This is a genomic window from Mesorhizobium sp. BR1-1-2, assembly GCF_020165435.1.
Classification (GTDB): Bacteria; Pseudomonadota; Alphaproteobacteria; order Rhizobiales; family Rhizobiaceae; genus Mesorhizobium.
This window is the reverse complement of sequence record NZ_JAIUID010000007.1, coordinates 11,347-35,273: the sequence shown is the minus strand read 5'-3', so window position 1 is coordinate 35,273 and position 23,927 is coordinate 11,347. Positions and strand designations below refer to the sequence as shown.

Below are 23,927 nucleotides of genomic sequence, written 5' to 3'. Positions count from 1 at the left end.
GGGGTGAGCAGTCACCGCGCAGAGGCGCGGTGCTTCAGTCAGGCGGCCTTCTTGGCTTCGGCGCTCTCTTCGATGACGCCCATAATGTCGGCTTCCTTCATGATCAGGAGGTCCTCGCCGTCGATCTTGACCTCCGTGCCCGACCATTTGCCGAACAGGATCAAGTCGCCGGCCTTGACGTCGAGCGGAACAAGCGCGCCGTTTTCGTCGCGGGCGCCGGGACCAACCGCGATCACTTCGCCTTCCTGCGGCTTTTCCTTGGCATTGTCGGGAATGATGATGCCGCCCTTGGATTTGATATCGCCTTCGGCGCGCCGGATGACGACGCGGTCGTAGAGTGGCCGAAATTTCATGAGAACTTCTTTCTGGGGCCGGCATAGGCGGCCGCAGCATTTATATAGGCGGTTTGGCACTCGATAGATAGGAGTGCCAGAACTATTTCTCGCCAACGGCCAAGAAATCCAATGATATAATTCGAGACGCGCAGAAATTCGTTCGGATGGGAGGAAAACTTTCTGTGAGCTTGAATTTCGCGGATGCGTATTTGTTATTTCAAAGGAGAAATAAAAGGCGTCGCGACCCTTGTTTGGAACTCAATTGAGGCGCATATATAAAACTCGTTGATTTGGTTGAGTTGGCTTTGTTTCAGAGCCCCGCCATTCACCACCGAATTCTCGAAAACGAGTGCATGCGCCGGTCCGGCGCACATTTCGTTCCGTTCGGACCCTGGAATGAAACCGACGCTGACCACGGATGTACCGGCAGCGTCGGGCATCGTCCCGGCGGTTCGAGTGGGAATGATACGGAAAGGCGCAGCCGCCCGTTTCCGCGGAAAGCCGCAATCATGACCAGCCGCACCACAAATACAGTCGTTCGCTTCAAGTCGGCGTTTTCGCTGCCCGGCTTTGATCAACCGCAACCGCCCGGAGAGTATCGGGTCGACCATGACGAGGAGGCCCTCGAAGGGACTTCCCAGATCGCATGGCGCCGCGTGGCCACCTTCATTCACCTGCCGGCGATCACCGCGAGCGGTGCCACGCAGCAGATGGTGCCGATCGAACCGGCATTGCTTCAAGCCTCGCTGGAGCTGGACGAGAGACAATCATGCGAACCACAACCCTGATGCAACGCAACGCACGCCCGGTCCGCCGCGAAGCCGTAACGCATCTCTTCGCCGTCGGACAGGCTGTCCGGCTGAAGAGCGGCATCGGCACGTTTCCAAAGGCCGCGGAAATCTACCGCGTCACGGCAACGCTCCCGCCGAGCGGAAATTCGCCGCAGTACCGCATCCGCAGCGACGTCGAACTTCATGAACGGGTGGCGACGCAGGACAGTCTCGAACCGGTCGACACTTCGCCCGGTGACAGCATAGCGCTCATCGAAAGGATCTTCGAACATGTCAAAGGGACAGAAACGCTCTAGCCGGGAGATCAGGAAGCCGAAGCAGGAGAAAGTCCCGCCCAACCCTGAAAGCGTATTCGGCGCCCAGACCAGACTTGCCGCCGATATCAATGCCCGGCGCGGCAAGGGCAAGAACTGACGTCGCGACACGGGCACGGATGACGATGAAGATCGTGATCGAATTCTATCGCACCCGAACCTCGGACGATGCGCATGCCGTGATCGGGCGCGAGACGGCGCAAGCGGCCAACCTCAACCATGCGATCGAGATCGCCAGGCTTTTGGCCAAAACCCTGAACATGCCGCAGCGGCCGGACGCCATGACGATCGCCGACGCGAAGGGCGCAACGATCTATTCCGGCGTTCTGGCGACGGAAGCGATCAATGAGGCCGGCCAACGCCATGAGCGCCCGTAGCAACGAAACCGATCGGCAGCGCAACGCCGCCGGGCTTGCCGTCTGGGAAAATGAGGGTGGGACATCGGGACGCGACTTCGCGGACCGTCAATATGGCCGCCGCGTCGAGGCGGATCGGTCCTGGACCGTCTATCATGTCTTCAGCGGAATTCCGGCGCTGGTCGACGGTGGTGCCATGACCGGCCTCAGCCGGTCGGATGCGACGCGCAGCATGTTGTCCCTTAATCAGCGCATGCCGAGCGCCCGACGGCGCGGGTTGCGGCGCCGCCGATTGTCCCACATGAGGCAGCGGCGGGCCAACCATGACGCTCTCCTTCCCCAACCCCAGCCGCAGATTCGATGAAGCGCGCGATTTTCGGTAGGTTGGCACTGTATCACGACCGTTCTGGTAAGACCGGAATGTCGCCTCCTGGAGCAAACGGCCAACGCGGTGCCGCAGTCGAGTAAAGGCTAGCAGAGTCGTTGCGGCCAAGATGGAGGTCGCCAGCGGAATGGCGCCTTTCTGGCTTCCAGAACCGGACCGTCTGTTTCCGGCCCCAAGGCTGCCGGACCGCAATGCGCCCAATTGCAGCCATTTATGGGTTTTCGGCGCTCCCGATAAACAGACGTTACCAGTGCGGCCCCCTTGGTACGCAGCGAGAGGTGGCCAACGGTGCGCTAGATCGTGTCTCCAATGGCAGAGCGCACAGCACTCGCTCGATGCGTCCGACCAGTGTCTTTCCCATATTGAAAATTGCTACACCGTTGTCCATCGCCGTGTGGCTGACGACGAAAAGCATGCGTCGACGATTTGCATGATCTCGTAGCCATCACTAAAGGTGGGCCAAGCCGATTTGCCCGTGGAAACCGAACGAATGACTTCCGAGACCTCGATGGCCTTGTATTCATTGTACCCGAGGCCGAAATTGGCGACCGGCAGGAGGGATGCGAAGTTCCGGTTTTCCGGACCGACGTCGATCAGCCGGTAACCCTGGCGGTTCGGCGCATCCTCCATCGAGAAGAAGCGCAGGCGGTTGACCTCGTCATAGTTGAACTCGATGCCGCCCTTCGTGCCATAGATCTCGTATTTCTGCAGGAAGCGCCGGCCGGAGGCGACGCGGCTGACATCGATGACGCCGCGGCCGCCATTGGCGAATTTGCACATCAGGTTGACCATGTCCGAATTGGTCACCGAGCGCTTGACGCCGCCTTCCTGCGCCTTGGTCTGGACACCATAGCCGAAGCCTTCGCTGTAGGTGCGCTCGGGGGTGACGGTGGCGACATCGGCGATCAGCTCGTCGACCGGGCCGATGAGGCGGTGGATGAAGGAAAACAGGTGCGAGGCGACATCACCGACGACGCCGGTCGGCGCCAGATTGCCGTCGCAGCGCCACATGAAGGGCGTGCGTGGATCGGCCAGCACGTCGACATGCATGGAGGCGCGGAAGAAGACGATCTCGCCGATCTCGCCATTGTCGATGAGTTCCTTGGTCAGGTCGTGCGCCGGGTTCTTCGGGAAATTATGGCCGACGCGGGTCACCAGTCCCTTCTCGCGGGCGAGGTCCGCCAGTTCGCGCGCCTCCTCGGCGGTCGCCGTGAAGGGCTTCTCGCAATAGACATTCTTGCCCGCCAGCAGGGCCGCCTTCGACGCCTCGAAATGCAGATGGTCCGGCAGGCAGATGTCGACCAGATTGACCTCGGGATCGCTCAGCACGTCATGCCAGTTGGTCGAGGTCTTGACGTCGCCATAGGCACCCTTGATCTGTTCCAGCCTTTCGGCTGCGTCGTCCACCAGCCAGGCGATCCTGGCAATGGAACCGAGTTCGGGAAACATCAGCGGTGCATTGCGATAGCCCATGGAATGGCACTTTCCCATCCATCCGCAGGCGCCCAGAATGGCTACGTTGACTGGCTTCATGACACTGTACTCCGGTTGCGGATTGCGCCCGCCGGCACGGCCGGGCGGTCGAACGGTGATGGACGCCGTCAGGCGTCGATTCGTGCTTCGGTGGTCGCGTCGAAAAAATGCAGCTCCTTGCGTTCGGCGCTGACCGACACGGTCTGGCCCACCTTCAGCCTGACGCGCCCGGGCACCTTCGCCTTCAGCACGTCGCCGCCCAGGTCGAGCAGCACGACGGCCTCGTTGCCGGTGGATTCGATCAATGTCACCGTCGCCGGATTGCCCGCCTCGCCCTCGGCGCGGACGACCAGATGCTCCGGCCGCACGCCGAAGATCACCGAGGCGCCGGGCTTCAGCGGCGCGCCGGGGTCGATCGGCCATTTGAACTGACGCGAGCGGATGCCCGGACCGCCATCGCCGCCCTCGACGGTCCCGGTCAGGATGTTCATCGCCGGGCTGCCGATGAAGGTCGCGACGAAGACGCTGCCGGGACGCTCGTAAAGGTTCTCGGCGGTGTCGACCTGCATGAGCCGGCCGTCCTTCAGCACGGCGATGCGCGAGCCCATGGTCAGCGCCTCGACCTGGTCGTGGGTGACATAGACGGTGGTCGAGCGGATGCGCTGGTGGAGCTTGATGATCTCGCTGCGCATGCTCACGCGAAGCTGGGCGTCGAGGTTGGAGAGCGGCTCGTCCATGAGGAAGACGCCGGCTTCGCGCACGATTGCGCGGCCGAGCGCGACACGCTGGCGCTGGCCACCCGACAGGTTGCGCGGCCGGCGGTCGAGCAGATGGCCGATCTCCAGCATGGCCGACACGTTCTTGACGCGCTTGGCGATTTCGGCGGCCGCCACGCCCCGGTTGCGCAGGCCGAAGCCGATGTTTTCCTCGACCGACATGTGCGGGTAGAGCGCGTAGGACTGGAACACCATGGCGATGTCGCGGTCGCGGGGTTCGGCGAAGGTGACGTTGCGCTCGCCGATATGGATGTCGCCTTTGGTGACCTCCTCCAGCCCCGCCAGCATGCGCAGCGTCGTCGACTTGCCGCAGCCCGAGGGGCCGACCAGGACCAGGAACTCGCCTTCCTCGACCGACAGGTTGAGATCGCGCACCACCTCGACGCTGGCGTAGCTTTTCCAGACGTGATCAAAAAGGACGCGTGACATCTGTCTTCAACCTTTCACAGCGCCGGCCGACAGGCCGCGCACCAACCATTTTTGTGCGTACAATCCGAGCGCGACCATGGGGATGATCCCGATCAGCCCCAGCGCCGACATGATCCACCAATAGGCGCCCAGTTCATTCGCCTGGCCCGAAATCAGCACAGGCAGCGTCTGCGAACGGCGGAAGGTGAGGATCAGGGCGAACAGGAACTCGTTCCAGGCGAAGATGATCGAGACGAAGAACGCCGTCACCAAGCCGGGGAACGCGATCGGCAGGGAAATCTTGAAGAACACGCCGAGCCGGGTGCAGCCATCGACCAGGCCGCTTTCCTCGACCTCGACCGGCACGGCGCGGAAGGCGTCACGGGTGATCCAGATCGCCAGCGGCAGGTTGAACAGCGCGTAGGCGACGCCGAGCGACCAAGCCCGGTCGAGAACGCCGGCATAGCGGTACATCAGCAGGAAAGGGAACACGACCGCCACTGGCGGCATCATGCGCTGCGAGATGAAGAAGAACGCCATGTTGTCGTTCTTCCAGCCGAACTTGCTGTAGTCGAAGCGGGCGAGACCGTAGCCGGCCAGAGCGCCGGCAAAGGTGGCGACGAACGCGCCGACGAGGGAGGCGACGGCCGAGTTGGCCAGCGCGTTGAACAGCTGCGAGCGATACTGGCCGAACACCGTCTGGAAGGCCGAGAGCGTCGGCTCGAAATCAACCCAGGGAATGAAGGTCGGCAACGGAAAGACGTCGGCCCGCTCCTTGAACGCTGTGATCGTCATCCAGTAGAGCGGGAAGACGACGATGATGAACCAGACGACCTGCAGCGCAATGCGCCAGACCGGAATCCTGCGTCTCATCCTGCTCATGTCAGACGCTCCACGAGACGGCGGGTCGCGGCCAGGATGACGGTCGCGACGATGGTGGCGACGATGGCCAGCGAAAAGGCGAGCGTGGCGGCGTAACCGAGGTCGAAGTTCACGACGCCGACCCGATAGGCATAGAGGGTCAGCGATTCGGTGGCGATGCCGGGCCCGCCATTGGTCAGCACCACGATGACATCGGCGATCTTCAGCATCTCGATCGAGCGGATCAGGATGGCGGTGACCGACCATGGCAGGAGCATGGGAAAGGTGACGCGCCAGAACGCCTGGATGTCCGATGTCGTGTCGAGGCGGGCGGCGTCCTCGACTTCATTGGAGAGCGCCGAAAGCCCGGCGAGCAGCACCAGCATGAAGAAGGGCACCCATTGCCAGGTGTCGACGATGAGGACGGTGACGAAAGCGCCGATGCTGTTGGTGAGCCAGGGCACCGGCGGCAGGCCCGCCGCCATCAGCCCGGCGTTCACGGGGCCGACGGCCTCGTTGAACATGACGCGGCCGACGACGAAGGCGACGACCACCGGGCTCAGCATCATCGGGATCAGGAATATGATCCTGAGCCAGTTCTGCTGGCGCCGGGCGCGGTCGAGCGAACGCGCCAGGCCGAGGCCGATGAAAAACTGGATGGGAATGCCGACAACGAAATAGAGCAGGGTGGTGAACAGCACGTAGTGAAAATGCGTGTCGGAAAACAGACGCGCCCAGTGGCTCAGGCCCGCCCAGCGCACCGGCGCCATGCGGTTGCCGAAGTCCCAGTTGAGGAACGACAGCGCCAGCGAGGACAGAAGTGGGACGATGGTCAGCACGACGACCAGCAGCAACGCGGGCGCAACGAACAGCACCGGAATAAGGCTGCGTTTCTTTCCCTGACGCTCCACGTGCATTCCTCCCGGGGAATGGGGCGCCGCGGCAGGCCGCGACGCCCCTGATTATCAGCCTGCCAGCGCGGCCTTGTACAGTTTGGACTGGTTGTCGCGGCCCAGCCTGTCCGTGGTCTGGTTCCAGGCGTCGCTCGCATTCTTCATTGCCTGTTCAGCGCTGATCTCGCCGGCCATGAAGCGCGATGCCTCGACGTCGAGCGAGTTGTAATACTCGCCGCTGCCGGGAATCGAGAGGTCGAGCACCGCGTTGGGATGGCCGACGGCCTTGCCGATCGCTTCCAGATACTGCTTGGCGTCGGCCGGGTCCATGCCGGCATCGATCAGCGGCTGCGGGTCCTGAATGGTCTTGGCGCGCGACGGCTGGATGCCGCTGTCGGGGAAGGCGACGAGCTTGGTCGAGGCTTCCGGGTTGCAGAAGAAGGCCGCGAGATCCCAGGCGGCTTCCTTGTTCTCGGCGGTGACGGGCACGCCGAACAGCCAGGCGGTGACGCCAAGGTAAGGCGCATGGTTGGAGCCGCCTTCCGGCTTGATCCAGTCCTTGGCGGTGCGGTCATAGACCTTGCTGGCGCCGGGCGTCAGCGCGGTTCCGGTCTTGCCCTTGACCTTCGATCCTTCCGAGTAGGACAGCGTGCCGATGTCGCCCCAGTCGGTGATCATCGCCGACTGACCGCTGACGAATGTCGGGCGGGACTCGGAGAAGCCGTACTGCGCCAGTCCGGGCGGGCCGGCGTCGAGGTCCTTCTTCCAGTCCTCCAGAGCCTGGATCCAGCCCGGCTCGGCGATGCGGGGCGACATGTCGTCGGGATTGAAGAAGACGTAGGGGTCGCCGGCCTTCTTGGAATAGCTGACGCCGCGGCCGACGAGGAAGTACACGCCGCCGGTGCCGCGTCCCATCGGTTCGACGAAGCCATAGCTCTTGCCGGTGCCGGACCAGTCGAAGGACGAGAAGAACTTGGCGACGTCGTAGAACTGCTCCCAGGTGTCCGGGGGCGCCAGGTCGTAGCCGTGCTGGTCGGAGAACTTCTTCTTGTAGTCGGCGTTTTCGAAGAGATCGCGGCGGTAGAAGAGGTTGTGGGCGTTGCCGTCATAGGCAAGGCCGTAGGTCTTGCCGTCGAAGCTCATCGCCTTGCGGAAGATCGGGTAGATGTCGTCGGCCTGGACGAGCTTCAGCACATCCTCGGGGACTTCCTCCATCAGTCCGCCGCCCATGAAGTCTCCGCCCCAGGTGGTCTGATAGTTGATCAGGTCGGACGTATAGGCTCCCGAACTTAGTTCGGTGCGCAGTTTTTCGAACATCTGGCCGAACGGATAGGTGACCAGTTCGATGGTCGCGCCGGTGGCCTTTTCCCAGATCGGGCCGAATATCTGGATCGGTCCGCTGATCACCGGCCCGGACTGGCTTTCGACGATGACCTTGGCACCTTCGAACTTCTTGTTCGAGATGACCGGCAACGTCACATTGCCGCTCTGTGCCAACGCGCCGCGCGAGCCGGCCACCGCAAAGGCGGCCATGGCCACCATCCCCTGCATGATCTGACGGCGTGTCAGATCGTCAAGCTTTCTCACAGTCACGTCTTCCTCCCTTGTTGCGTGGTCGATGGTCTAAAGTGAACGGAATTTGATCGGTTCGCGCCGGGCGCTCTGCCAGGAGCGGATCATCGAGTCGGCGATCTCGACGGCGCGGTAGCCGTCCTCGAAGGTGGCCGCCAGCGGCGACACCTGACGGTTGCCGAGAACCGCCTCGACGAAATGGTTCATCTGCTGGACGAAGCATTCGACCCAGCCGATCGGGTGGCTGCCCTGGACGCCGCCCTCCCACCAGAAGTCGGAGAAGGGGTGCTCTTCCTTGATGACCTGGACGGCGCGGAAGCCGGAGGCCAGCCCGTCGGCGATCTCGATCTCGTTGAGCCGCGCGACGTCGTAGCGGAGCGAGCCCTTGGTGCCGTCGACCTGGATGGCCGAGGTATGGCCATGGCCGGCAGCCACGCGGGACGCCTGGATGACGCCGATCGGACCGCTCTCGAACTGCAGGATCGAGACGAACGCGTCGTCGACTTCGACCTTCTTGCCGGCCACCTGCGGCACCACAGTGCGGCCGATGGCGGCGACTTCGCTGATTTCGCCGACGAGGAAGCGGGCGAGATCGATGTGGTGGGCGCCGAGATCGCCGAACGTGCCGGTGCCGGCGATCTTCTTGTCCAGCCGCCAGCTGAAATCGAGGCCCGGCTGCAGGTAGTTCGACATCAGATATTCGGAGCGGAAATGGGTGACTTCACCGATGGCGCCGGACTGGATCAGTTCGCGGGCATAGCGCAGCGCCGGCACGAAGCGGTAGACGAAGGCTGCCTGATGCACGGCCTTGGCGTCGGCGGCCGCCTTCCACATTTCGAAGGCTTCGGCGGCGTCCATGGCGAGCGGCTTTTCGCAGAACACCGCCTTGCCGGCTTTCAGCGCCGCAATCGAGGGCTCGGCGTGCAGGACATTGGGTCCGGCATTGACGAAGATGTCGATGTTGGCATCGAGCACGGCGCGCCAGTCGTCCACGCCCTTTTCCCAGCCGAAACGCTTGACCAGCGTGTCGCGCGCCTTCTGGTCGCGGTCGGCGACGATGCGGAGGTTGAGGTTCGCCTTCGGCGCTTCCTTGATCAGCTGCTGCAGCCGCAGCGCATAGGAATGGAAGGTGCCGATGAAACCGGCTCCCAGAATGCCAACGTTGAGTTCCTTCATGTGACCTCCCTTTGTGCTTGCATGAGCGCTGCGGGGCGACGGTGTCGAGCCTGCAGCGGTCAGTGTATGTCTTTCGAACGGGCCATCGCGGCCCGCAACGTTGCGATGGTGAAGGATTTGTCCCGGCAGGCGTCGAGGATCAGCTTCTCGCGGCGCGTCACCAGGGCCACCGCCTCGGCCACGTCGTCGACCAGTTCGGCCGGGACCACTACAGCGCCCTGGTAGTCGGCGTGGACGATGTCTCCGTCGCTCACCAGCATGCCGTTGACCTCCACCGGCTCGCCGAAGCCGGCGATGTGGACATGGGCGTGGCTCGGTCCGACATGACCGCCCAGGATCTGGAAGCCTTCGGCAAGCGCGGTCACGTCGCGGAACGACCCGTTGGTCACGCAGCCGACGGATCCGAGCGTCTGGTGGACGAGACTGTTGACCTCGCCCCAGAACGCGCCAGTGCCGGGGCTGGGGTCGCGGTCCTCGATCACGACCATGGTCGGCAGGTCGGCGGCGGCGACGTATTCATACCAGCTGATGCGATCCTGCACCGGAGCCTTTGCCGGCGCTTCAGCGCGGATCGTGCCGACCCGCGCGATGCCGACGACCGGGGGCAGGCCGGGTCGCGCCGCGATCAGCGGGCGCCGCGTGAAGCCATTGTCGCGGCAGGACGGCCGCAGAACCTCCAGCGCGTTGCACAGCGTTGCGGTGTCGAACCGCGCGAGGCAGTCAAGAGCGCTTCTCCTGATGCGCGATGTGTTCATAAACCTGCCTCGTCAATCACGGCCTCGAATGCCAAAAGAAACTGCTGTCCTGAAGATGCCTAAGCGACGACGTTCCAGCCCCGGCCCTGGTCGCCGAAGGCCTCGTACCCATGCGGCATCACAGCGATCGTGTCCTCGAGCTTGATGAAGCCGCGCCGTGGGTGGAGTAGGGTCGTCTCGATGGAAATGACCATGCCCGTCTCCAGCGGCAGCAGAGCATCCGTCGCCTCATAGGGAACCGGCCCGGTGCTGGTAAGGCGCGGCGCCTCATGCGTGATCAGGCCCATGCCGTGGGCGCAGAAGCGCAGGTGCTTGCTGTTGGGCGAGTTCTTCAGGTCGCTGTCGACGGCGTCGTAGATCGCCTTGCCGATCGTGCCGGGCGCCACCACGGACCGGGCCTTCTGCTGGATGGCTTCGATCTCGCCGAGCAGGTCGACAAGTTCGGCATCGGGCTCGCCAAGGACGGCCATCCGCGCCACATCGCCGATATAGCCGCCGAAATTGCCGCCCGAATCCAGCGATAGCGGTTCGCCCCGGCGCCAGGACTGCGGCGACGGCGACCGGTTCAGCGACGACCCCATGGCGATCAGGCAATATTCGAAATTGAGCCCACGCGAGACCTCGGCCTCCTTGATGAGCTGGGTGATGTCGTTCTTGCTCGAGCCCTCGCGCAGATGCGGCAGCACCGACAGCATGGCGTCGACGACCTTGTCGGAGGCGACCCGGAGATCGTCGAGCTCGGCGTCGCTCTTGCGGGCGCGCAGCCGCTCGAGGACAAGCAGGGCATCGACGATCGCGGCGCCGGGCAACTGGCTCTGGATGGCGGTGAAGCCGGAGCCGGGCATGAAGGAGGCCTCGACGCCTATGCGAGCTGCCGGCAGTCCTGCCTTCCTGATATGAGCCGCCGCAAGCGCGATGGCATCGCCCACTCCCCATGCCTTGAGCCTCAGTTCGGCTGGCCAGAAGGGGCTGATCTCGTTGACGTAGTTCTCCATCTCGTTGCCGACATAGGCCGTCATCTCGGGATGACCCTTGAAGTAGGCGACGATCGGCAGATACCGGTCGGTTCCGATGGCGTCCATATAGTCGAAGAAAAAGAAGCGGTGCCCGCCCAGCAGGTATTGCACGGCATGCTTCGACGTTGCCAGGAGCACGTCGATCCCGGCTTCGTCCATCAGCCGATCCAGGAGATTAATGTCGAAGGGGGCGGCGGCCCCGTGCGGGACGTCAGCCTTTGCGTTCGTTGTCATGCAGTCCACCGCTCCTCTCGAGAGACCAACGCGGCGATCTATTGCACATGTGTCGCCTGTCGACAAGATAGAGTCGAAAGTTTTGTTTTTGTCCACGGACAGCGGCCATTTTAGCGGTCGCGCACACCCGTTCGGCATGCAAAGATCGCAATAAATACCTGTGATCAAATGATTTTATCTCGAAACGCTACTCGGTTGCATTCCGGCAAAACACACTCGGTCGGCTGTCGACAGCTTTTGATGTATCTGCTAATTTCGATCGCTGGCGCAGGCAAGGACGGTCGAACTCGCCGGACTGGCAGGGACCGGTTTCCCGCCAGGCGAGAAAAGGGTCGGACCGGATATCAAAGTGCGCTAGAGGTCTAGCGGGCAGGGCTCGCGCCAGGACGCCGCGCAGCGACTTCGGGTTGATGAGAATGAAAACAGGCAACGGTCCGCGATTGATGAACGAGAACTCGATCCAGCGCATCGAGCGTCCCGAACTGATATCGGAACAGACCTACGAGAACATCCGGCAGCTGATCATCAACTGCCAGCTCCAGCCCGGTCTTCCCTTTGTCGAGGCGGACATTGCGCGCCGGCTGGGCATCAGCCGTTCGCCGCTGCGCGAGGCGGTCAGGCGGCTGGAAGAGGAGGGCTTCATCGAGACCGTGGACGGTCGTCGCCGGGTGGCGCCGATCACCGCCGGCAAGGTGCTGCAGCTCTATGAACTGCGCTGCGTGCTCGAAAAACATGCTGCGGACAAATCGGAGGGGCTGATTTCGCGCATGGAGCTCGAACGGGTGACGTCCAGGTTCGACTACATCGCGGCCCAGCTCGACGAAAACAATGTGCAGCCGTTCAACGACGCCGATTTCGAATTCCACCAGCTGTTCATTGGCCGCTGCGGCAATCCCCTGATGATCGCGCAACTGTCCAGACTCGAAATGCAGTTGCGACGAGTCATGAATTTCTTTGGAAGGCGCGTCGGCCACACCAAACTGGCTTTCCAGGAGCATCTGGAAATCGTCGAGACGATACGTTCTCCGCGACCAGGCGCGCTTGGCAAGGCTGTGGAGCATCATATTCTAGCGGTAGGTCGGCGTGTCTCAGAGTTCGTCCGCGAGAAGCAGGACGGCGGAATTGGCGGCGACAGCGAGTGATTCAACATCAGTCTCATCACATCGGATGACTATGACCTGGTAGCAGATCACTGCGGGAAATAACGAAGTCGCGCCGCCGGCGACACCGCTGACTAGAACACCTGCGTACGACCCGGCTCCGCGACGCGGCGGCTGTAACTGGTCAGGATTCCGTCACTGCGTGACGCAAGGCGATCCGCACCACTTCGTCCGTTTTCTGGCCTTGTGATCCCGAAAACCGACAGTCCGTTTGCTGCCCCCGAGCGGTAGCGCCGGCGATGCCGTTTCTCTATCGGCCAATCAAGGCCAAGGAGAACTCACATGGGCCATTCTCATTACGATGATGCTAGCCGTGAGCGCGCCGCTTGGAACGCAGGAAAGAAGGTGGGAACCAAGCGCCCACTCACGCAGAAACAGATTTGGGCCGTTCGCTTCTTCCTCGATCGGGGGAGACGCATTCGTGACCGTGCCTTGTTCAATCTGGCAATCGACAGCAAGCTTCGCGGTTGCGATCTGGTCAAGATCAGGATCCGCGATCTGGTCGCCGGACCGGAAATCAGATCCCGCGCGATCGTCGTTCAGCAGAAGACAGGCAGGCCAGTCCAGTTCGAGATAACCGGCGACGTAAGAGCCAGTCTTCTGGCCTGGCTCGAAAGGCGTGGGGGCACGGTCGACGACTATGCATTCCCGAGCCGGATCGATCATACCCGCCACATGAGCACTAGACAGTACGCCCGCCTGATCGACGAATGGGTGATCGCGATTGGGCTGCGTCCGGAGGAATACGGCACTCACTCGCTTCGTCGCACGAAGGCATCGATGATCTACAAGGCGACAGGAAATCTCCGGGCCTTCCAAATCCTGCTTGGCCATTCCAAGATCGAGAACACCGTTCGATACCTTGGTGTCGATGTCGAAGACGCGCTGCTCTTAGCAGAGCGAACGGAAATTTGACATCTGGGCGGTTACCCGATGCACCACGGATGACCGCTTCAGCCTCCGGGATACATTGCCATACGGGCTGTCCTGGGGTGGGAAGGGGACAGGCAGCTTTTATTTGAGGACGATCGAGAGCTGCTGTTGGCCAGTTGGCAACGCATCGAGCATCTTAGTCGCTTCAACAGAACCCTTTCCAATTCGAGTTCACCGCCTTACCGGGTTGGCAGGGCCGCCTTGTATTCGACCATCCAATTACGAAACTCGGATGGGCTTTCGCGAGATTTTAAGGAAATGACACCAACGACGCTGGAGCAATCATCATTGCGACTCCAGCATGCGCACATCGGTATTGTAAGTAATCTTCTGCGTCGTCTCGTCGTAAGACGATGTGTTGTTCGCGTTTTCCAAGAACTGCAACGCCGAGATTGACCCAGGAATGCGCCCATCGATCGAATACTTTATATCGACCGAAAGAGGCTGTGGGTCGCCGTCAAAAAATGTAGCTTGGGTCGTGGCGCGTTGCTGGATCGTCTCAGGACCGGTCTGCCGAAATTCGGACAGCACATCGGGTATCGGTAGCGACTCTCCGGAGCATGAGGGGAGAGTGCCAGAGAATTCCATCGTGACCACTGCCACGTTTGGCTCCGTCCACGCCACCGTCTGCAGGCACTGCATAGAATGAGACGGCAGAGTGAAGGTCACGAGGCGCTGAAGCGTTTGCATTGGGGCCATCGAGTTGAGATTTTTCGCTGCCCCCGCTTCGACCGCCATATGAGCGCACACGATCGTTAGCCCTTGGTGCATTACACTTAGCTCCGGGCCAATAGCACGGTCTATGCCGTGATAGACATTCGTGACATGCCCTGTGCTTCTATCGGCTGAACCCGTAACTGTTCCATTGGTGGCAACTCCATTGATGCTTCCACCGAGCTTGCCAGTAACGTTTATGAGGTTACTAATATGAACTCGTTCTCTACTGCTCATAACTTGTATTCCTCCGTTTTTGTGTTCTCTACCTTATTCTTATGTATTGGCCCTAACCCTACCCGTGCATTTATTCGAACGCTACCAGTTATCTGACCCGGCGTCGATGTTCGAATTGGCAAAAACGCACGGTGGAAAACACCAACCGCCGCGCTCGCAAATGGCTTCCGCGAGACATCGATCCGTTGTCGATAGAGCATCGAGACCTGCACCAGGTGTGCGCCCATCTCAACTCGACGCCCCGCAAATGCCTCGGCTTCAGAACACCGGCCGAAGTCTTCCGTCAGAAGATACTGTTGGCCAATCGGTGAACGCGCTAACCTGACGCGCTGCTTGTCGCACTTCAGCTGGAACTCACAGGTCGATATCGGTCCCCTACCCAATTCGTTTTTAGGGTGGGAAGCGGAATGGCAGGTTTCTCGCGACTACGCTGGAAAGCTGCCCTCATCTAGTTAACGAGCTTCGGCGTCAACGCGCCAAACGAGGGTCGAAAAATCGAGCCTTGTCGCCTCCTAAAGCAAACGCGCCTGCGAACTTGCTCAGACTCTTGGTTGTGACGTCCGCTCGCTTCAGTTCGGAGACGTGCGCAATGCCCCCGGATACACTTCGCGACGGCAAGCCTCAGAATTACAATTCCGAGATTGTCTGTCGGGTTACCTCATCCTCTGGAAAATCCGTTTGTCGTGAGCAAGTGTCGAACGAAAAAAGGAGAGGCCTCAAATACCTGCCTTGATACCAGCGCACCGTCAGGATGCGCCTGGATATGCTCGCCGCTTTCCACATCAAAATAGTTGAGAGCGACTTCCGCTGGCCAAGCAAAATTTGAGCGAAAAGGAATCTCCGCATACGGGTTAAAATACACCTGAAGTCCGTCCAAATGGATCTCACGATGAAGCGACGAATGCTGGATAGACATGTCGGCGCCGACAATCTGGCTACCGCTTTCCCATCGAAGCGTCTTTAGGTAGTTCAGCGTATCGAGTCGGAAATGATGTGTTCCGAGCTGCCAGAGTTTCGACCCGGACTCGACCTTGTCCTTGTCGATCACTCTGTAGCGCGTTGCCCGGACGAGCCTTTCAATCTTACTTTCAACAACGGCTTTTCCAAAGGTCCCGACCGTCGAGAAGAATACGGCGCTGATCTCTTTGAAAGAATCGTTCTTGAAAATTCCCATTTCGACCGATGCGCCCGAAGGCTTCGATAGAGAGGTTACTTTACCCTGCCGTCCGCGGTCCGGGCCTTCGAGCACCGGCGGTGCCAGCCCAAACAGGACCATGTTGATGAGCTCGTTGTTTTGGGTAAGCGATAGATCGCTATCAAAGGGCGCAATGGCAATGACAAATGGTCGATCGCGCACGTGGCTCAGAGAAGAGTATGGGTGCTTCTTCCCATTGCATCCGCGATAGATGTTCAACTTGTCTCTGATCTTTCCAACGATCTTCAGCGCGCCGCGCTTTTTGAAATCTTGCTCACTGAAGGTATTCTTTTGTTCGGCGGTCAGCGCTTGATCGGAAACTACGGCTTCAATGTTGAACTCGTATTCTCCGGGACCTTTGACAAAGAAATCGGGGGCAGATTTTGAATAGTCGACACTGCACCCTAGATCGACCAAAGCCCTGTTGAGGTATAGCTCCCACATGGAGGAATTGAACGTGGATTGAAATTCCTTGATGAATTTCTGGCGCTCGCCCGTTCGATCCAGCAGGCCACTCGCCCAATTCTGAATAACAGGCAAAACATCAGCATAGTTTGGGTCAGAGCGAATGAGACGAAAGTGACAGTGAAGTTTTGCGTCCGGAAACCGGGAATCAAACAAAGTCCATTCATGAGTCCTTTTTTGTGCCAGTCACTGGTGACATGAACTACCTGCCGGCAAAGGCGCTATGAGGCACCCGATGCATTCCGGATGACCGCTTCGGATTGCGGTATACGTGGCTGCTTTGTCTGTCCTGGGGTGGGTAACTGACAGTCCGCTTTTAGACAGCACTCATGCATTCCCGTCACCTGCAGCCCTTCGCCGCTCACATCCACCTTTATCGAAAACTGGATGTTCGTCCGCGACCCTGGGGGCCAAGAAGGCCTGCATCGATTGATCTCAAATAAGCTGGGTTTAAAGCTACTCAATTCTGCACATGGGCCTTCTTATCCAAGCGAGAGTTACGAATTTTTCAGCACATCATTATTGTTCCGATATAAAAACCACAAATGGCTAGTGGCCACTATCGAGGACATTATGAATCCGAAGCGGCGCACCGCTCTCATCGATCGTCTGGCAAATGGCATCGGCTATATATCTACGGACTTTGAGAAGTTCGGCGGGTTCTTCGTCCAGGCCATTATCGAACTCCCGTTAGATCACCGTGGCGTGAACCTGCTCGGTTATCCGGTAGCGGGCGTCGTCGATACCACGAGCGCCGATGGCAAGGTCGTGGTCGAGTATTCAGATCGTAAAGACTATTTCGGCGGTGACATGGACAAGGCTCGTGGCGACTTGGCCCATGCCCTAGCCGGCGCTCCCAACGCAGAGAAAGTTTTTCTTCTCTCTGGGCAGAGAATCAAACCACAGGCCACGCAGGAATTCGTACGCGAGGCTCTCGCGCTGCCTGAAATGCAGGGGAGGTCACTGCACCTATGGGGTGCGGTAGAAATTGCAACGCAGCTCGTCGACCATCTCATTGTCAGCGACGCGGTCGTCCGGAAGTTGGCCCCCTATTTGCCGGAGCTTGAACGCATTCGGCAGGAAGAGGCCGCTAGCCGGGCGGTGCCCGAGCCGGAGGACACTTGGCTGCAAAGGCCTGATGTTGATAGCGAGATCGTAGATCGACTGAGCCGAAGCTCGGTGGTCGCGCTCAGTGGCGTGGGCGGGCTTGGCAAGACGGCCATGGCGCGGGCGTTCGCCGATGTTCATCAGAGTGACTATCATGTGCGCATTTGGCTGGATGGAGACGAAGTACGCCGTGTGGAGGATTTGCAGGCGCTACCCCTTCTTCGTGCTGGGGAGAGCCGCAATATTGTCGGCCTAATGCAGACCCTCCCATGTCTGCTCGTCATTGATGACGCGCCTGCCGATATGGATCTGCGCAGGCTTGAGAAGATTTGTGGTGCCGGCTCTCACATAATCCTGACTCAACGATCGACGTCGTCAACATCCTACAGCTTGCCGATGTTGGATCGTCCTCAATCTCAGGCCTTGCTGGCACAGGCTGGTGCGCCATGCCCAGACGAGGTCTTTGATACGATTTGGGCGACAATCCATGGCCACCCGCTCAGCCTTTCGCTGATACTTGCCGCGGTGAACCAAGGAGCCTCTTGGCAGGACATTGTCCAAGACTGCTAGGCCATTGGTGAAATGGCGACCGGCGGACGTCGCCTTACCGATATCATGCTAGAGCGCTTGCGTCCGTCGCTCGTTCGAGAGCTTTCCGTGTTTGCGTGGTCGAGATTGTCAGTCTGCGATGAGGACTTCCTCAGTTTTGCAATCAAACCGCTAGGCATTCGAAAACTGAAAGCCAACAGCCTAACCGCGCCTGACCGGGACAGAGCCATCAGGTTGCATGATGTTGTTCACGCAGCGCTCGATGAGAGCTGGTGCACGTCCGAGCGGAGTGCCGAGCTTGATCGGCTCTTGGAGGACTATATTATTGAGGCATCAGGAGGGGAAGGTCTCGATCTATGGCGCAATGCGCGAATTCTACTGCCAAAGCTCGAGGCACTGGTTGGGCAAGGTGACGCCCCGCCCTCATTTCTTTTTGCACTGCTGACCACCTGGGATGCCCTAGAGACCAAGCCGGACCTCGTGGGCGAGCCACTGGATGCGGTCAAGGGAATGGCTAGGCGGAAGCCTAAGCCCCTCGAAGTTAATGCGGTGATTGAGGCGATCGAACAACTCTTCCTTTACGACAAGGAGCGGCACGATCCGGCGGCACAAGACCGTCTAAGGGCTCGTCTTGTCGCCTTCGACGAGATGTTGTTGTTGCCAGAGCTCACCATAAAGGAAACTGCGGAGCTCCTTCACCACAAAGGGAAAGCTTTGAAGCGTCTGAATGAGAGGCAGGCGGCGGCAGAGCTTTTCGAGCAAGTCCTAGCGGGTCCATTTCCCCTGCACGAGGTGCGACTGCAGCTTGTGGATATCTATCGCGCCAATCAGGAGAAGGAAGCGCGGGCAACCCAACTCGTCAACGAGATGCTAGGACCTGGTGCCGAGACAGACGGGCTGACCTATTCGGTTTTGCTCGGAGTTATTGAGCGTCTGCCATCTGGATCCGGCGAATGGCGATCTAGTCTGATTGATCGCCACGCCGCCTCGATCGAGAACACCATCGTCTCGGCTGCAAATGCCGGAGCGAAACATGCATTCGATGCGTTCGCATCTCTTGGTCGATACATTTCGATAGAGCGGCCGGGTATGTTCCAGTCAATCTTCGACGGTTTGCCGGACGTCGAGCTTGATAGCATACAATCAGACAGAGAACGTGCGGCACGAGCTGAAATCTATAGCGAGGCAGCACGACTTTCTCCTGGTGTTGCCAGCAAACTCCGGGGAAAGGCCCTGGCGCACTATCGAGCGATAGTAAAGCCGATGACATTTCATCACCAGCGCCACGCGGAGCTCCTAATTGACATGGAGCGACCTGACGAAGCAGAGGTCATTCTTCGTGAGCTTACCCCCTTGGACAACGAATGGCTGGAACGCCTGATGGCCCGATCGCGCCTGGCCCAAGGTGATGCGGTAGAAGCCAAGGATTGGATTGAACGAGCCCTCCGCAAACTGAGGGCCGAGCGCTTCCGAAGCGAATTTCTTGAGCTGCGCTTTGATATCCGTCGAGCACTCCTTGACGATGATGCCATCGACGACCTTGAAGCAGCATTGGAGGCAAGCCAAAAGCACGCGGAGCGTTCTCGATTGGAGCTTAAGCTGCAAATTGAACGGAAGATCGGGGCGTCAAAAGGACCGTCGTGACCGGTAGCTTGCTTGAGATCCGATGGCCGCTTTTGGCGAGAGGGCCATTGGTAGATGAATGGCCGCCATGGGGTCGGATGGAGAATGGCCGCTTACAGCCGGATTTCTCCATGACCAGACTGTCCGGAACCGGCCCCAAAGGTGCCTGTCGGCTACGCGCTTCAAGCCAGACGTTTGGGTAGCCGTTGGCTTCACTACACAGCAGACCTAGCCCGGCAATTGGGAAGCAGCGGCTTGTAGATGCAGGCAGCCGCCTATGACCTATTCCGCATGCCGGTGGTTCCTAGCCGATCGCCGCGCCTCCGCAATACCTGTGAACCGGGAATGTGGGACCGAAGTTCGGTTCGGAAAGTTCGCCAGGCTAGGGCGCCGGTAGAGAGCTGCTGTCGTTAAATAATAGCGATCAGGTAACCTCCGCGTCGAACTCCACAGCAAAACCTGCGTCGATCGCGCTTCGCGCTATGTAATCGCCACGTTCCCAATCCGTCAATTCGCACAGCGGGATCCGTTTTCTGACGGCGTGGATGACCTCGCTATCGAAACGCTAGGACTTTCGACATGATCAAGCAGGTGACGGACAATCGTTTGGCGAACGTCCGGTGAAGTAAGTCGAGACGAGGTCTGCCATTGCACGGCCTACGAATGAAGCCGTTTTTCAGAGCGATCGGCAGTTATTGCGTCGAAAGCTACAGGAATGCTGTGGAGGATGCATGCCGCAGCCAATATCTCTTCCAATTCGCGGTCAGTGGCCTTACACGCCGGAAGCAGTGTTCGAATGGCACGTATTGCCTGTGCGATGGAAAGGAAGCGGGCCTGCCCTCTGGAACGGACATAGGCTTCGGCCGCCCTTTCAACTGTGACGGTGTGAAAACTGTTGGTCATGTGAGTTCCTCCTGAACCCAAACCAACACGATTTTTGGCAGCAATTCGGTATCCCCGTAAGGGTGTGTCCGATTCCGGACATTCAGCCGGACGCACTGCCGAAGTGACGTTGCTCTTCGTCGCCATAGGCGCCGTGCGTCAGCTTTATCATTCCGGGCCGGTCTACAATGGTGATCTCACCGCGTTCGGCGTGGATCAGCCCCCGATATTCAAGCATTTGCAGGGCTATGGTGACGCCAGGGCGCCGGGCGCCAAGCATGGTGGCCAGAAACTCGTGCGTCAGGTAGATTCTGTTGCCCTCCATACGATCATCGACCATAAGCAACCACCGGGCCAGCCGCTCCTCGATTTTGGAATGACCGTTGACCAGTGCCGTACGGGACGACTGGACAAGGAACGCGTGCGCATAGCGAAGCAACGACTCGCGAAGGGGCTGGCTTTCTTCAATCGCAGGGCGAAGGCTTTCAACCGGGAGCAGCCAACCATTGCCGGCGACCTGGATGTAGGTTTCGTTGGGGGAACTGTCCTGACCGAGAATAACCGCCACCCCTGTCATGCCGTCATGGCCGATGATGCCGACTTCGCTTTGCCGCCCTCCGGTCATGGTGGCGACCACCGAAGCGATACCCGCCTCTGGAAAATACACATGCTCAATTGGCTGATACGAACTCTCGAGCCGGGCTTTGAGGCCCAGTTCGACGTGATGCATTGACGGCTGCAGCAGCGCGAAATCCTCAGGCGAGAGGGCTTTCAATACATGATTGCGAAGAAGGGATTGGGGCACGGCGCGCTCCCTGACGGGCAAGAGCACGTACCTCTCACTGTCTGCTGCATCCGAAACACTGGCGGCCGATATATCGTAGAGTAGACCTGAAGGGCGCGATTAGCAAATTGGATGTAGCCCAGTTGGAAAGCCCTTTTTGCGATTCAGGCTTAACTCCTTAGTGCTACCGCAAACGCATTGGCTTGTGCGGGTACACCATCCTCTATGCGGGCGGAGCGATCCCAACGCTTAACGCCGAGTTGGGGGTCGCCTGCTGAACGTTTAGAATCTGGGGAACAGCCCCCTAGCCTGGCGGTCGTGACATTTGGTACCTCGACCAAGACCTTCATCCCGCGGTCTGGCCGCTCACGTTCGGCGGATCCCTGAAGCTGACGCCTCACGGTAGCTTCCGCAATAGCCCAGCGCCTTGCTTGAGGATTGCCAGGCTCAGTCGCTAGATATGCTGATCGACTTCTCCAGGAGCGCCTCTCTGCGCACGCTGACGCACTTGCCGCTTGGGACGAGATGCGGCTCGCACGCGCAAGGATTGAACGCGCAAGAACCGAAGGCGAGCGGATCCATCTCGGATTGGCCTCGGCTCTTCAAAGCGTTGGAATTCAGCCGGAGCTGGTGAGACCCTGGAGGCAATGGTGGTCGCCGCCGACCGCTTTCTCGATAGGCAGGCGAAGGTCGACGCGGAACGCGCGGAAACGCTGAAGAGTGTCGCGGCGAAGGAAGAGGAGCTGGCCGCCAGGCGGCTCGCTGTTGAAATTGCCGAGCGCCGAGAGGGCGCATGGCATGCCGAGGTCAGGGAAACGCTCAGGGGCACCTAGCTCGAAGAAGGGGTCGCCGGAATGCGGCTGGGGAGCGTGCTCGATCAGTTGTCGGAACTGTCAAAGGCCCTGCAGGATCGTGAGGCCATCCTCTTGTCTTTCATAGCGCTCCCACCATTCTGGTCGCTCTTTTTTCCTCTTCGCCTCTGCCGCATCCTTGTCGTCCATAAGGCGCTGCAGTTCTCATCAATCTCCCGCGCCATCACTTCTCCCTTGTTCTTGTTGCCTAGCTGCGGAACTGCTCCGAATTTCCAGGATCATTTTTCCTGGAAAAGGCAGAGAATTCTATGCACGCGTCGCCATTTATCTGAGACAACTTCTTTTTATCTGAGACAATTCCTCTCGGTTTAGAATGTCTGCGGCTTGAGAACTTCGTGGGCAGTTTTGGAGCAAAGAGTGGTTCACCACGACCGGCTTTGTCTGGCCACCAGACTGGTGCTGATCGCGTCCAGCTTTCTAGCGGTGCTGGTCTCTCGCGGGGAGGCCCAGGACGCGGACCGCGCCATCAGAGATCAGACAACTGTCATTGAGCAGTTCGAGCCGCCGCCTCGGCGGCCTCCGAGTATCACCGTTACCCACGCCGCGCCGGTCGCCGGTCTACCCCCCGAGCAGCTCAAAAGCATCCGCTTCCGGCTCCGCAAAATCGATCTCGAAGGAGCGGTGACGCTCGATCCGGCGATCTTCTCTACGCTTTGGGAGAAACTGATTGGTCGAGAGATTTCACTCCTCGATATGAAGGAGGTCATCGACGGAATAGAACGCATCTACCGTGAACACGATTACTATGCGGCGGCTCTGGTCCCGCAGCAGGATTTCAGCAGCGGCCGGATACGCATCGTCGTCTACGAATCCTATCTCCGCGACGTTGTCGTGGATTCGGATCAGCCCGGTCTCGAGGAACGGCTGAAGCCCTATATTGCCCGCATGGTGGCGGAGCGACCAGTCCGCGTCTCTCACCTTGAGCGTTACGCCCTGCTCGTCGCCGATATCCCCGGCTTCACGGTGGAGGCCAAGCTTTCCAAGGTCGAGGACGATCCGGCTGCGGGAAGGCTTGTGTTGAAGGTCGACTTCAAGAGGAGCGGGCTCGATGCCCGCCTCGACAATCTGGGCACGCCATCAACCGGGCCGTTGCAGCTTTCCGGTATCGCGCGCGTGAACGATGCTCTCGGATTGTTCGAGGGCACCGAGGCGCTCGCGGTGACCAATCCCGCCGACCCGGACGAACTCGTGTTTCTCCGGTTCGGGCAGGCCTTTCCGCTCGGGCCGTCCGGGTTCGTTGCCGGGTATGAATTCGGCCAAGTCTGGTCGAATCCGCTGGACGACAACGACATTCACGTCGGGAGCACGTTTGGAAAGGCCTTTTTGAACTATGCGGTTGTGCGCACGATCGACCGCAACCTCTTCGCCAAATTCGCGATCAACACCAAGGATGTCGCAGTTGACGTCAACGGCGATCCGGCGGCGCGGAATAGCAATCGGTGGCTGACGGCGGCAGCCACGTTTGACACGACCATAGGCGGTGTCGCCGTGGTCGCCGAGGCCGGGGTGGGCCAGGGTTTGAGCGGTCTCGGCTCAAACACCGAGAACGCCGATTTCAGTTACGTGTTCGGTGAGGGCACGCTCTCGCGCGACATTACGAATACCCTCTCGGCGCAACTGCAGTTCACCGGCCAGTACGGCTTCACCGAGCTCCCTTCGGCGGTCCGCTTCGACTTGGGAGGCGACCCCTATAGCCGAGCCTTCGACAGCTCCTCGATCACCGGCGACGATGGCGTCGCGGCCGCGTTCGAGCTTCGGAAAGGGATCGACGCCGGCATACCCTGGCTGGCCAATCCCAGCCTGTTCGGATTCGTCGACTATGGAGCGGTCTGGAACCCGCCGGGCAGGGATTATGAGTACGCTTCGCTCGGTTCCGTCGGTATCGGCATCCGCGCCGGGATTGGAAACCACCTCAACCTCCTGGCCTACGTCGCTACACCGTATAAAGATGAAGCCAAGCTCGGCGTCGAGGGCGCCCTGTTCCGCGTTGCTGCCGGGGTGCGGTTCTAACCATGCGGCCTCTACGCTCAGCTCTCGCCCGGCGCGTGGATCTCACGCTCA

The 23,927-nt window shown here is 59.9% G+C and carries 24 protein-coding genes and 1 pseudogene; 12 read left to right on the top strand and 13 right to left on the bottom strand.

Going from position 1 to position 23,927, the window contains the following annotated elements:
• Window positions 1–38 precede the first annotated feature (38 nt).
• Window positions 39–353 carry a co-chaperone GroES gene (gene groES, locus LB551_RS17795; protein WP_140552538.1) on the bottom strand — a complete coding sequence of 105 codons (315 nt, stop codon included), beginning with the start codon at window positions 351–353 and terminating at the stop codon, window positions 39–41.
• Window positions 354–844: 491 nt separating this feature from the next.
• On the opposite strand from groES, the gene LB551_RS17790 reads away from it, so the two are divergent.
• Genes LB551_RS17790 through LB551_RS17770 form a run of 5 tightly spaced genes read left to right on the top strand, consistent with a single transcriptional unit; the run spans window position 845 to window position 2,160 of the window.
• Complete coding sequence (locus LB551_RS17790) at window positions 845–1,123, top strand: hypothetical protein (protein WP_140552537.1); 279 nt, start codon at window positions 845–847, stop codon at window positions 1,121–1,123.
• The gene (locus LB551_RS17785; protein WP_140552536.1) at window positions 1,105–1,422 is read left to right on the top strand and encodes a hypothetical protein; all 318 of its coding nucleotides are present in this window, start codon (window positions 1,105–1,107) and stop codon (window positions 1,420–1,422) included. The genes LB551_RS17790 and LB551_RS17785 overlap by 19 nt, the downstream gene beginning before the upstream one ends.
• Entirely contained in the window at window positions 1,397–1,540 is a 144-nt protein-coding gene (locus LB551_RS17780) for a hypothetical protein (RefSeq protein ID WP_181172587.1), read from the top strand. The genes LB551_RS17785 and LB551_RS17780 overlap by 26 nt, the downstream gene beginning before the upstream one ends.
• A gap of 25 nt (window positions 1,541–1,565) precedes the next feature.
• Complete coding sequence (locus LB551_RS17775) at window positions 1,566–1,817, top strand: hypothetical protein (protein ID WP_140552631.1); 252 nt, start codon at window positions 1,566–1,568, stop codon at window positions 1,815–1,817.
• A complete protein-coding gene (locus tag LB551_RS17770) occupies window positions 1,786–2,160 on the top strand; it encodes a hypothetical protein (RefSeq protein WP_224660020.1) in 375 nt (124 codons plus the stop codon). Before LB551_RS17775 ends, LB551_RS17770 begins: the two co-directional genes overlap by 32 nt.
• Window positions 2,161–2,553: 393 nt before the next feature.
• On the opposite strand, the gene LB551_RS17765 is transcribed toward LB551_RS17770, so the two are convergent.
• The 8 genes from LB551_RS17765 to LB551_RS17730 all read right to left on the bottom strand — a co-directional run bounded on the left by LB551_RS17765 (window position 2,554) and on the right by LB551_RS17730 (window position 11,345).
• A complete protein-coding gene (locus LB551_RS17765) occupies window positions 2,554–3,714 on the bottom strand; it encodes a Gfo/Idh/MocA family protein (protein ID WP_140552534.1) in 1,161 nt (386 codons plus the stop codon).
• 68 nt (window positions 3,715–3,782) lie between these two features.
• On the bottom strand, window positions 3,783–4,859 hold the full coding sequence (locus LB551_RS17760; protein ID WP_224660019.1) for an ABC transporter ATP-binding protein: 1,077 nt from the start codon (window positions 4,857–4,859) through the stop codon (window positions 3,783–3,785).
• A gap of 6 nt (window positions 4,860–4,865) precedes the next feature.
• Window positions 4,866–5,720: a carbohydrate ABC transporter permease gene (locus LB551_RS17755; RefSeq protein ID WP_140552532.1), complete on the bottom strand. Its 855-nt coding sequence runs from the start codon at window positions 5,718–5,720 to the stop codon at window positions 4,866–4,868.
• The gene (locus LB551_RS17750; RefSeq protein WP_181172586.1) at window positions 5,717–6,610 is read right to left on the bottom strand and encodes a carbohydrate ABC transporter permease; all 894 of its coding nucleotides are present in this window, start codon (window positions 6,608–6,610) and stop codon (window positions 5,717–5,719) included. The genes LB551_RS17755 and LB551_RS17750 overlap by 4 nt, the downstream gene beginning before the upstream one ends.
• A gap of 54 nt (window positions 6,611–6,664) precedes the next feature.
• Entirely contained in the window at window positions 6,665–8,185 is a 1,521-nt protein-coding gene (locus LB551_RS17745; protein ID WP_224660018.1) for an extracellular solute-binding protein, read from the bottom strand.
• Window positions 8,186–8,215: 30 nt separating this feature from the next.
• On the bottom strand, window positions 8,216–9,340 hold the full coding sequence (locus LB551_RS17740) for a Gfo/Idh/MocA family protein (protein WP_224660017.1): 1,125 nt from the start codon (window positions 9,338–9,340) through the stop codon (window positions 8,216–8,218).
• A 59-nt stretch (window positions 9,341–9,399) separates the two neighbouring features.
• A complete protein-coding gene (locus tag LB551_RS17735; protein ID WP_224660016.1) occupies window positions 9,400–10,095 on the bottom strand; it encodes an RraA family protein in 696 nt (231 codons plus the stop codon).
• A gap of 59 nt (window positions 10,096–10,154) precedes the next feature.
• Entirely contained in the window at window positions 10,155–11,345 is a 1,191-nt protein-coding gene (locus tag LB551_RS17730) for a M24 family metallopeptidase (protein ID WP_224660015.1), read from the bottom strand.
• A gap of 416 nt (window positions 11,346–11,761) precedes the next feature.
• Between LB551_RS17730 and LB551_RS17725 the strand changes: the two genes are divergently transcribed.
• Together LB551_RS17725 and LB551_RS17720 are read left to right on the top strand one after the other, a co-directional pair.
• Window positions 11,762–12,487, top strand: coding sequence for a GntR family transcriptional regulator (locus LB551_RS17725; RefSeq protein WP_224660014.1), 726 nt, complete (start codon window positions 11,762–11,764; stop codon window positions 12,485–12,487).
• Window positions 12,488–12,787: 300 nt separating this feature from the next.
• Window positions 12,788–13,420, top strand: a complete 633-nt coding sequence (locus tag LB551_RS17720) for a tyrosine-type recombinase/integrase (protein ID WP_224660013.1) — start codon at window positions 12,788–12,790, stop codon at window positions 13,418–13,420.
• Window positions 13,421–13,723: 303 nt separating this feature from the next.
• On the opposite strand, the gene LB551_RS17715 is transcribed toward LB551_RS17720, so the two are convergent.
• Entirely contained in the window at window positions 13,724–14,389 is a 666-nt protein-coding gene (locus LB551_RS17715) for a hypothetical protein (RefSeq protein ID WP_140552524.1), read from the bottom strand.
• Between the two features lie 110 nt (window positions 14,390–14,499).
• On the opposite strand from LB551_RS17715, the pseudogene LB551_RS17710 reads away from it, so the two are divergent.
• Window positions 14,500–14,700: pseudogene (locus tag LB551_RS17710) on the top strand (IS30 family transposase); the annotation flags it as partial.
• A gap of 347 nt (window positions 14,701–15,047) precedes the next feature.
• Here the strand turns inward: LB551_RS17710 and LB551_RS17705 are convergent.
• Complete coding sequence (locus LB551_RS17705) at window positions 15,048–16,205, bottom strand: hypothetical protein (RefSeq protein WP_140552523.1); 1,158 nt, start codon at window positions 16,203–16,205, stop codon at window positions 15,048–15,050.
• Window positions 16,206–16,436: 231 nt separating this feature from the next.
• On the opposite strand from LB551_RS17705, the gene LB551_RS17700 reads away from it, so the two are divergent.
• On the top strand, window positions 16,437–17,726 hold the full coding sequence (locus LB551_RS17700; RefSeq protein ID WP_224660012.1) for a hypothetical protein: 1,290 nt from the start codon (window positions 16,437–16,439) through the stop codon (window positions 17,724–17,726).
• A 12-nt stretch (window positions 17,727–17,738) separates the two neighbouring features.
• The gene (locus LB551_RS17695; RefSeq protein WP_224660011.1) at window positions 17,739–19,349 is read left to right on the top strand and encodes a hypothetical protein; all 1,611 of its coding nucleotides are present in this window, start codon (window positions 17,739–17,741) and stop codon (window positions 19,347–19,349) included.
• A gap of 636 nt (window positions 19,350–19,985) precedes the next feature.
• Here the strand turns inward: LB551_RS17695 and LB551_RS17690 are convergent.
• Window positions 19,986–20,231: a hypothetical protein gene (locus LB551_RS17690; RefSeq protein WP_140552520.1), complete on the bottom strand. Its 246-nt coding sequence runs from the start codon at window positions 20,229–20,231 to the stop codon at window positions 19,986–19,988.
• An 82-nt stretch (window positions 20,232–20,313) separates the two neighbouring features.
• Window positions 20,314–21,015, bottom strand: coding sequence for a Crp/Fnr family transcriptional regulator (locus LB551_RS17685; protein ID WP_140552519.1), 702 nt, complete (start codon window positions 21,013–21,015; stop codon window positions 20,314–20,316).
• A 629-nt stretch (window positions 21,016–21,644) separates the two neighbouring features.
• On the opposite strand from LB551_RS17685, the gene LB551_RS17680 reads away from it, so the two are divergent.
• On the top strand, window positions 21,645–21,827 hold the full coding sequence (locus tag LB551_RS17680; RefSeq protein ID WP_224660010.1) for a hypothetical protein: 183 nt from the start codon (window positions 21,645–21,647) through the stop codon (window positions 21,825–21,827).
• 396 nt (window positions 21,828–22,223) lie between these two features.
• On the top strand, window positions 22,224–23,876 hold the full coding sequence (locus tag LB551_RS17675) for a ShlB/FhaC/HecB family hemolysin secretion/activation protein (protein WP_224660009.1): 1,653 nt from the start codon (window positions 22,224–22,226) through the stop codon (window positions 23,874–23,876).
• Window positions 23,877–23,927 lie beyond the last annotated feature (51 nt).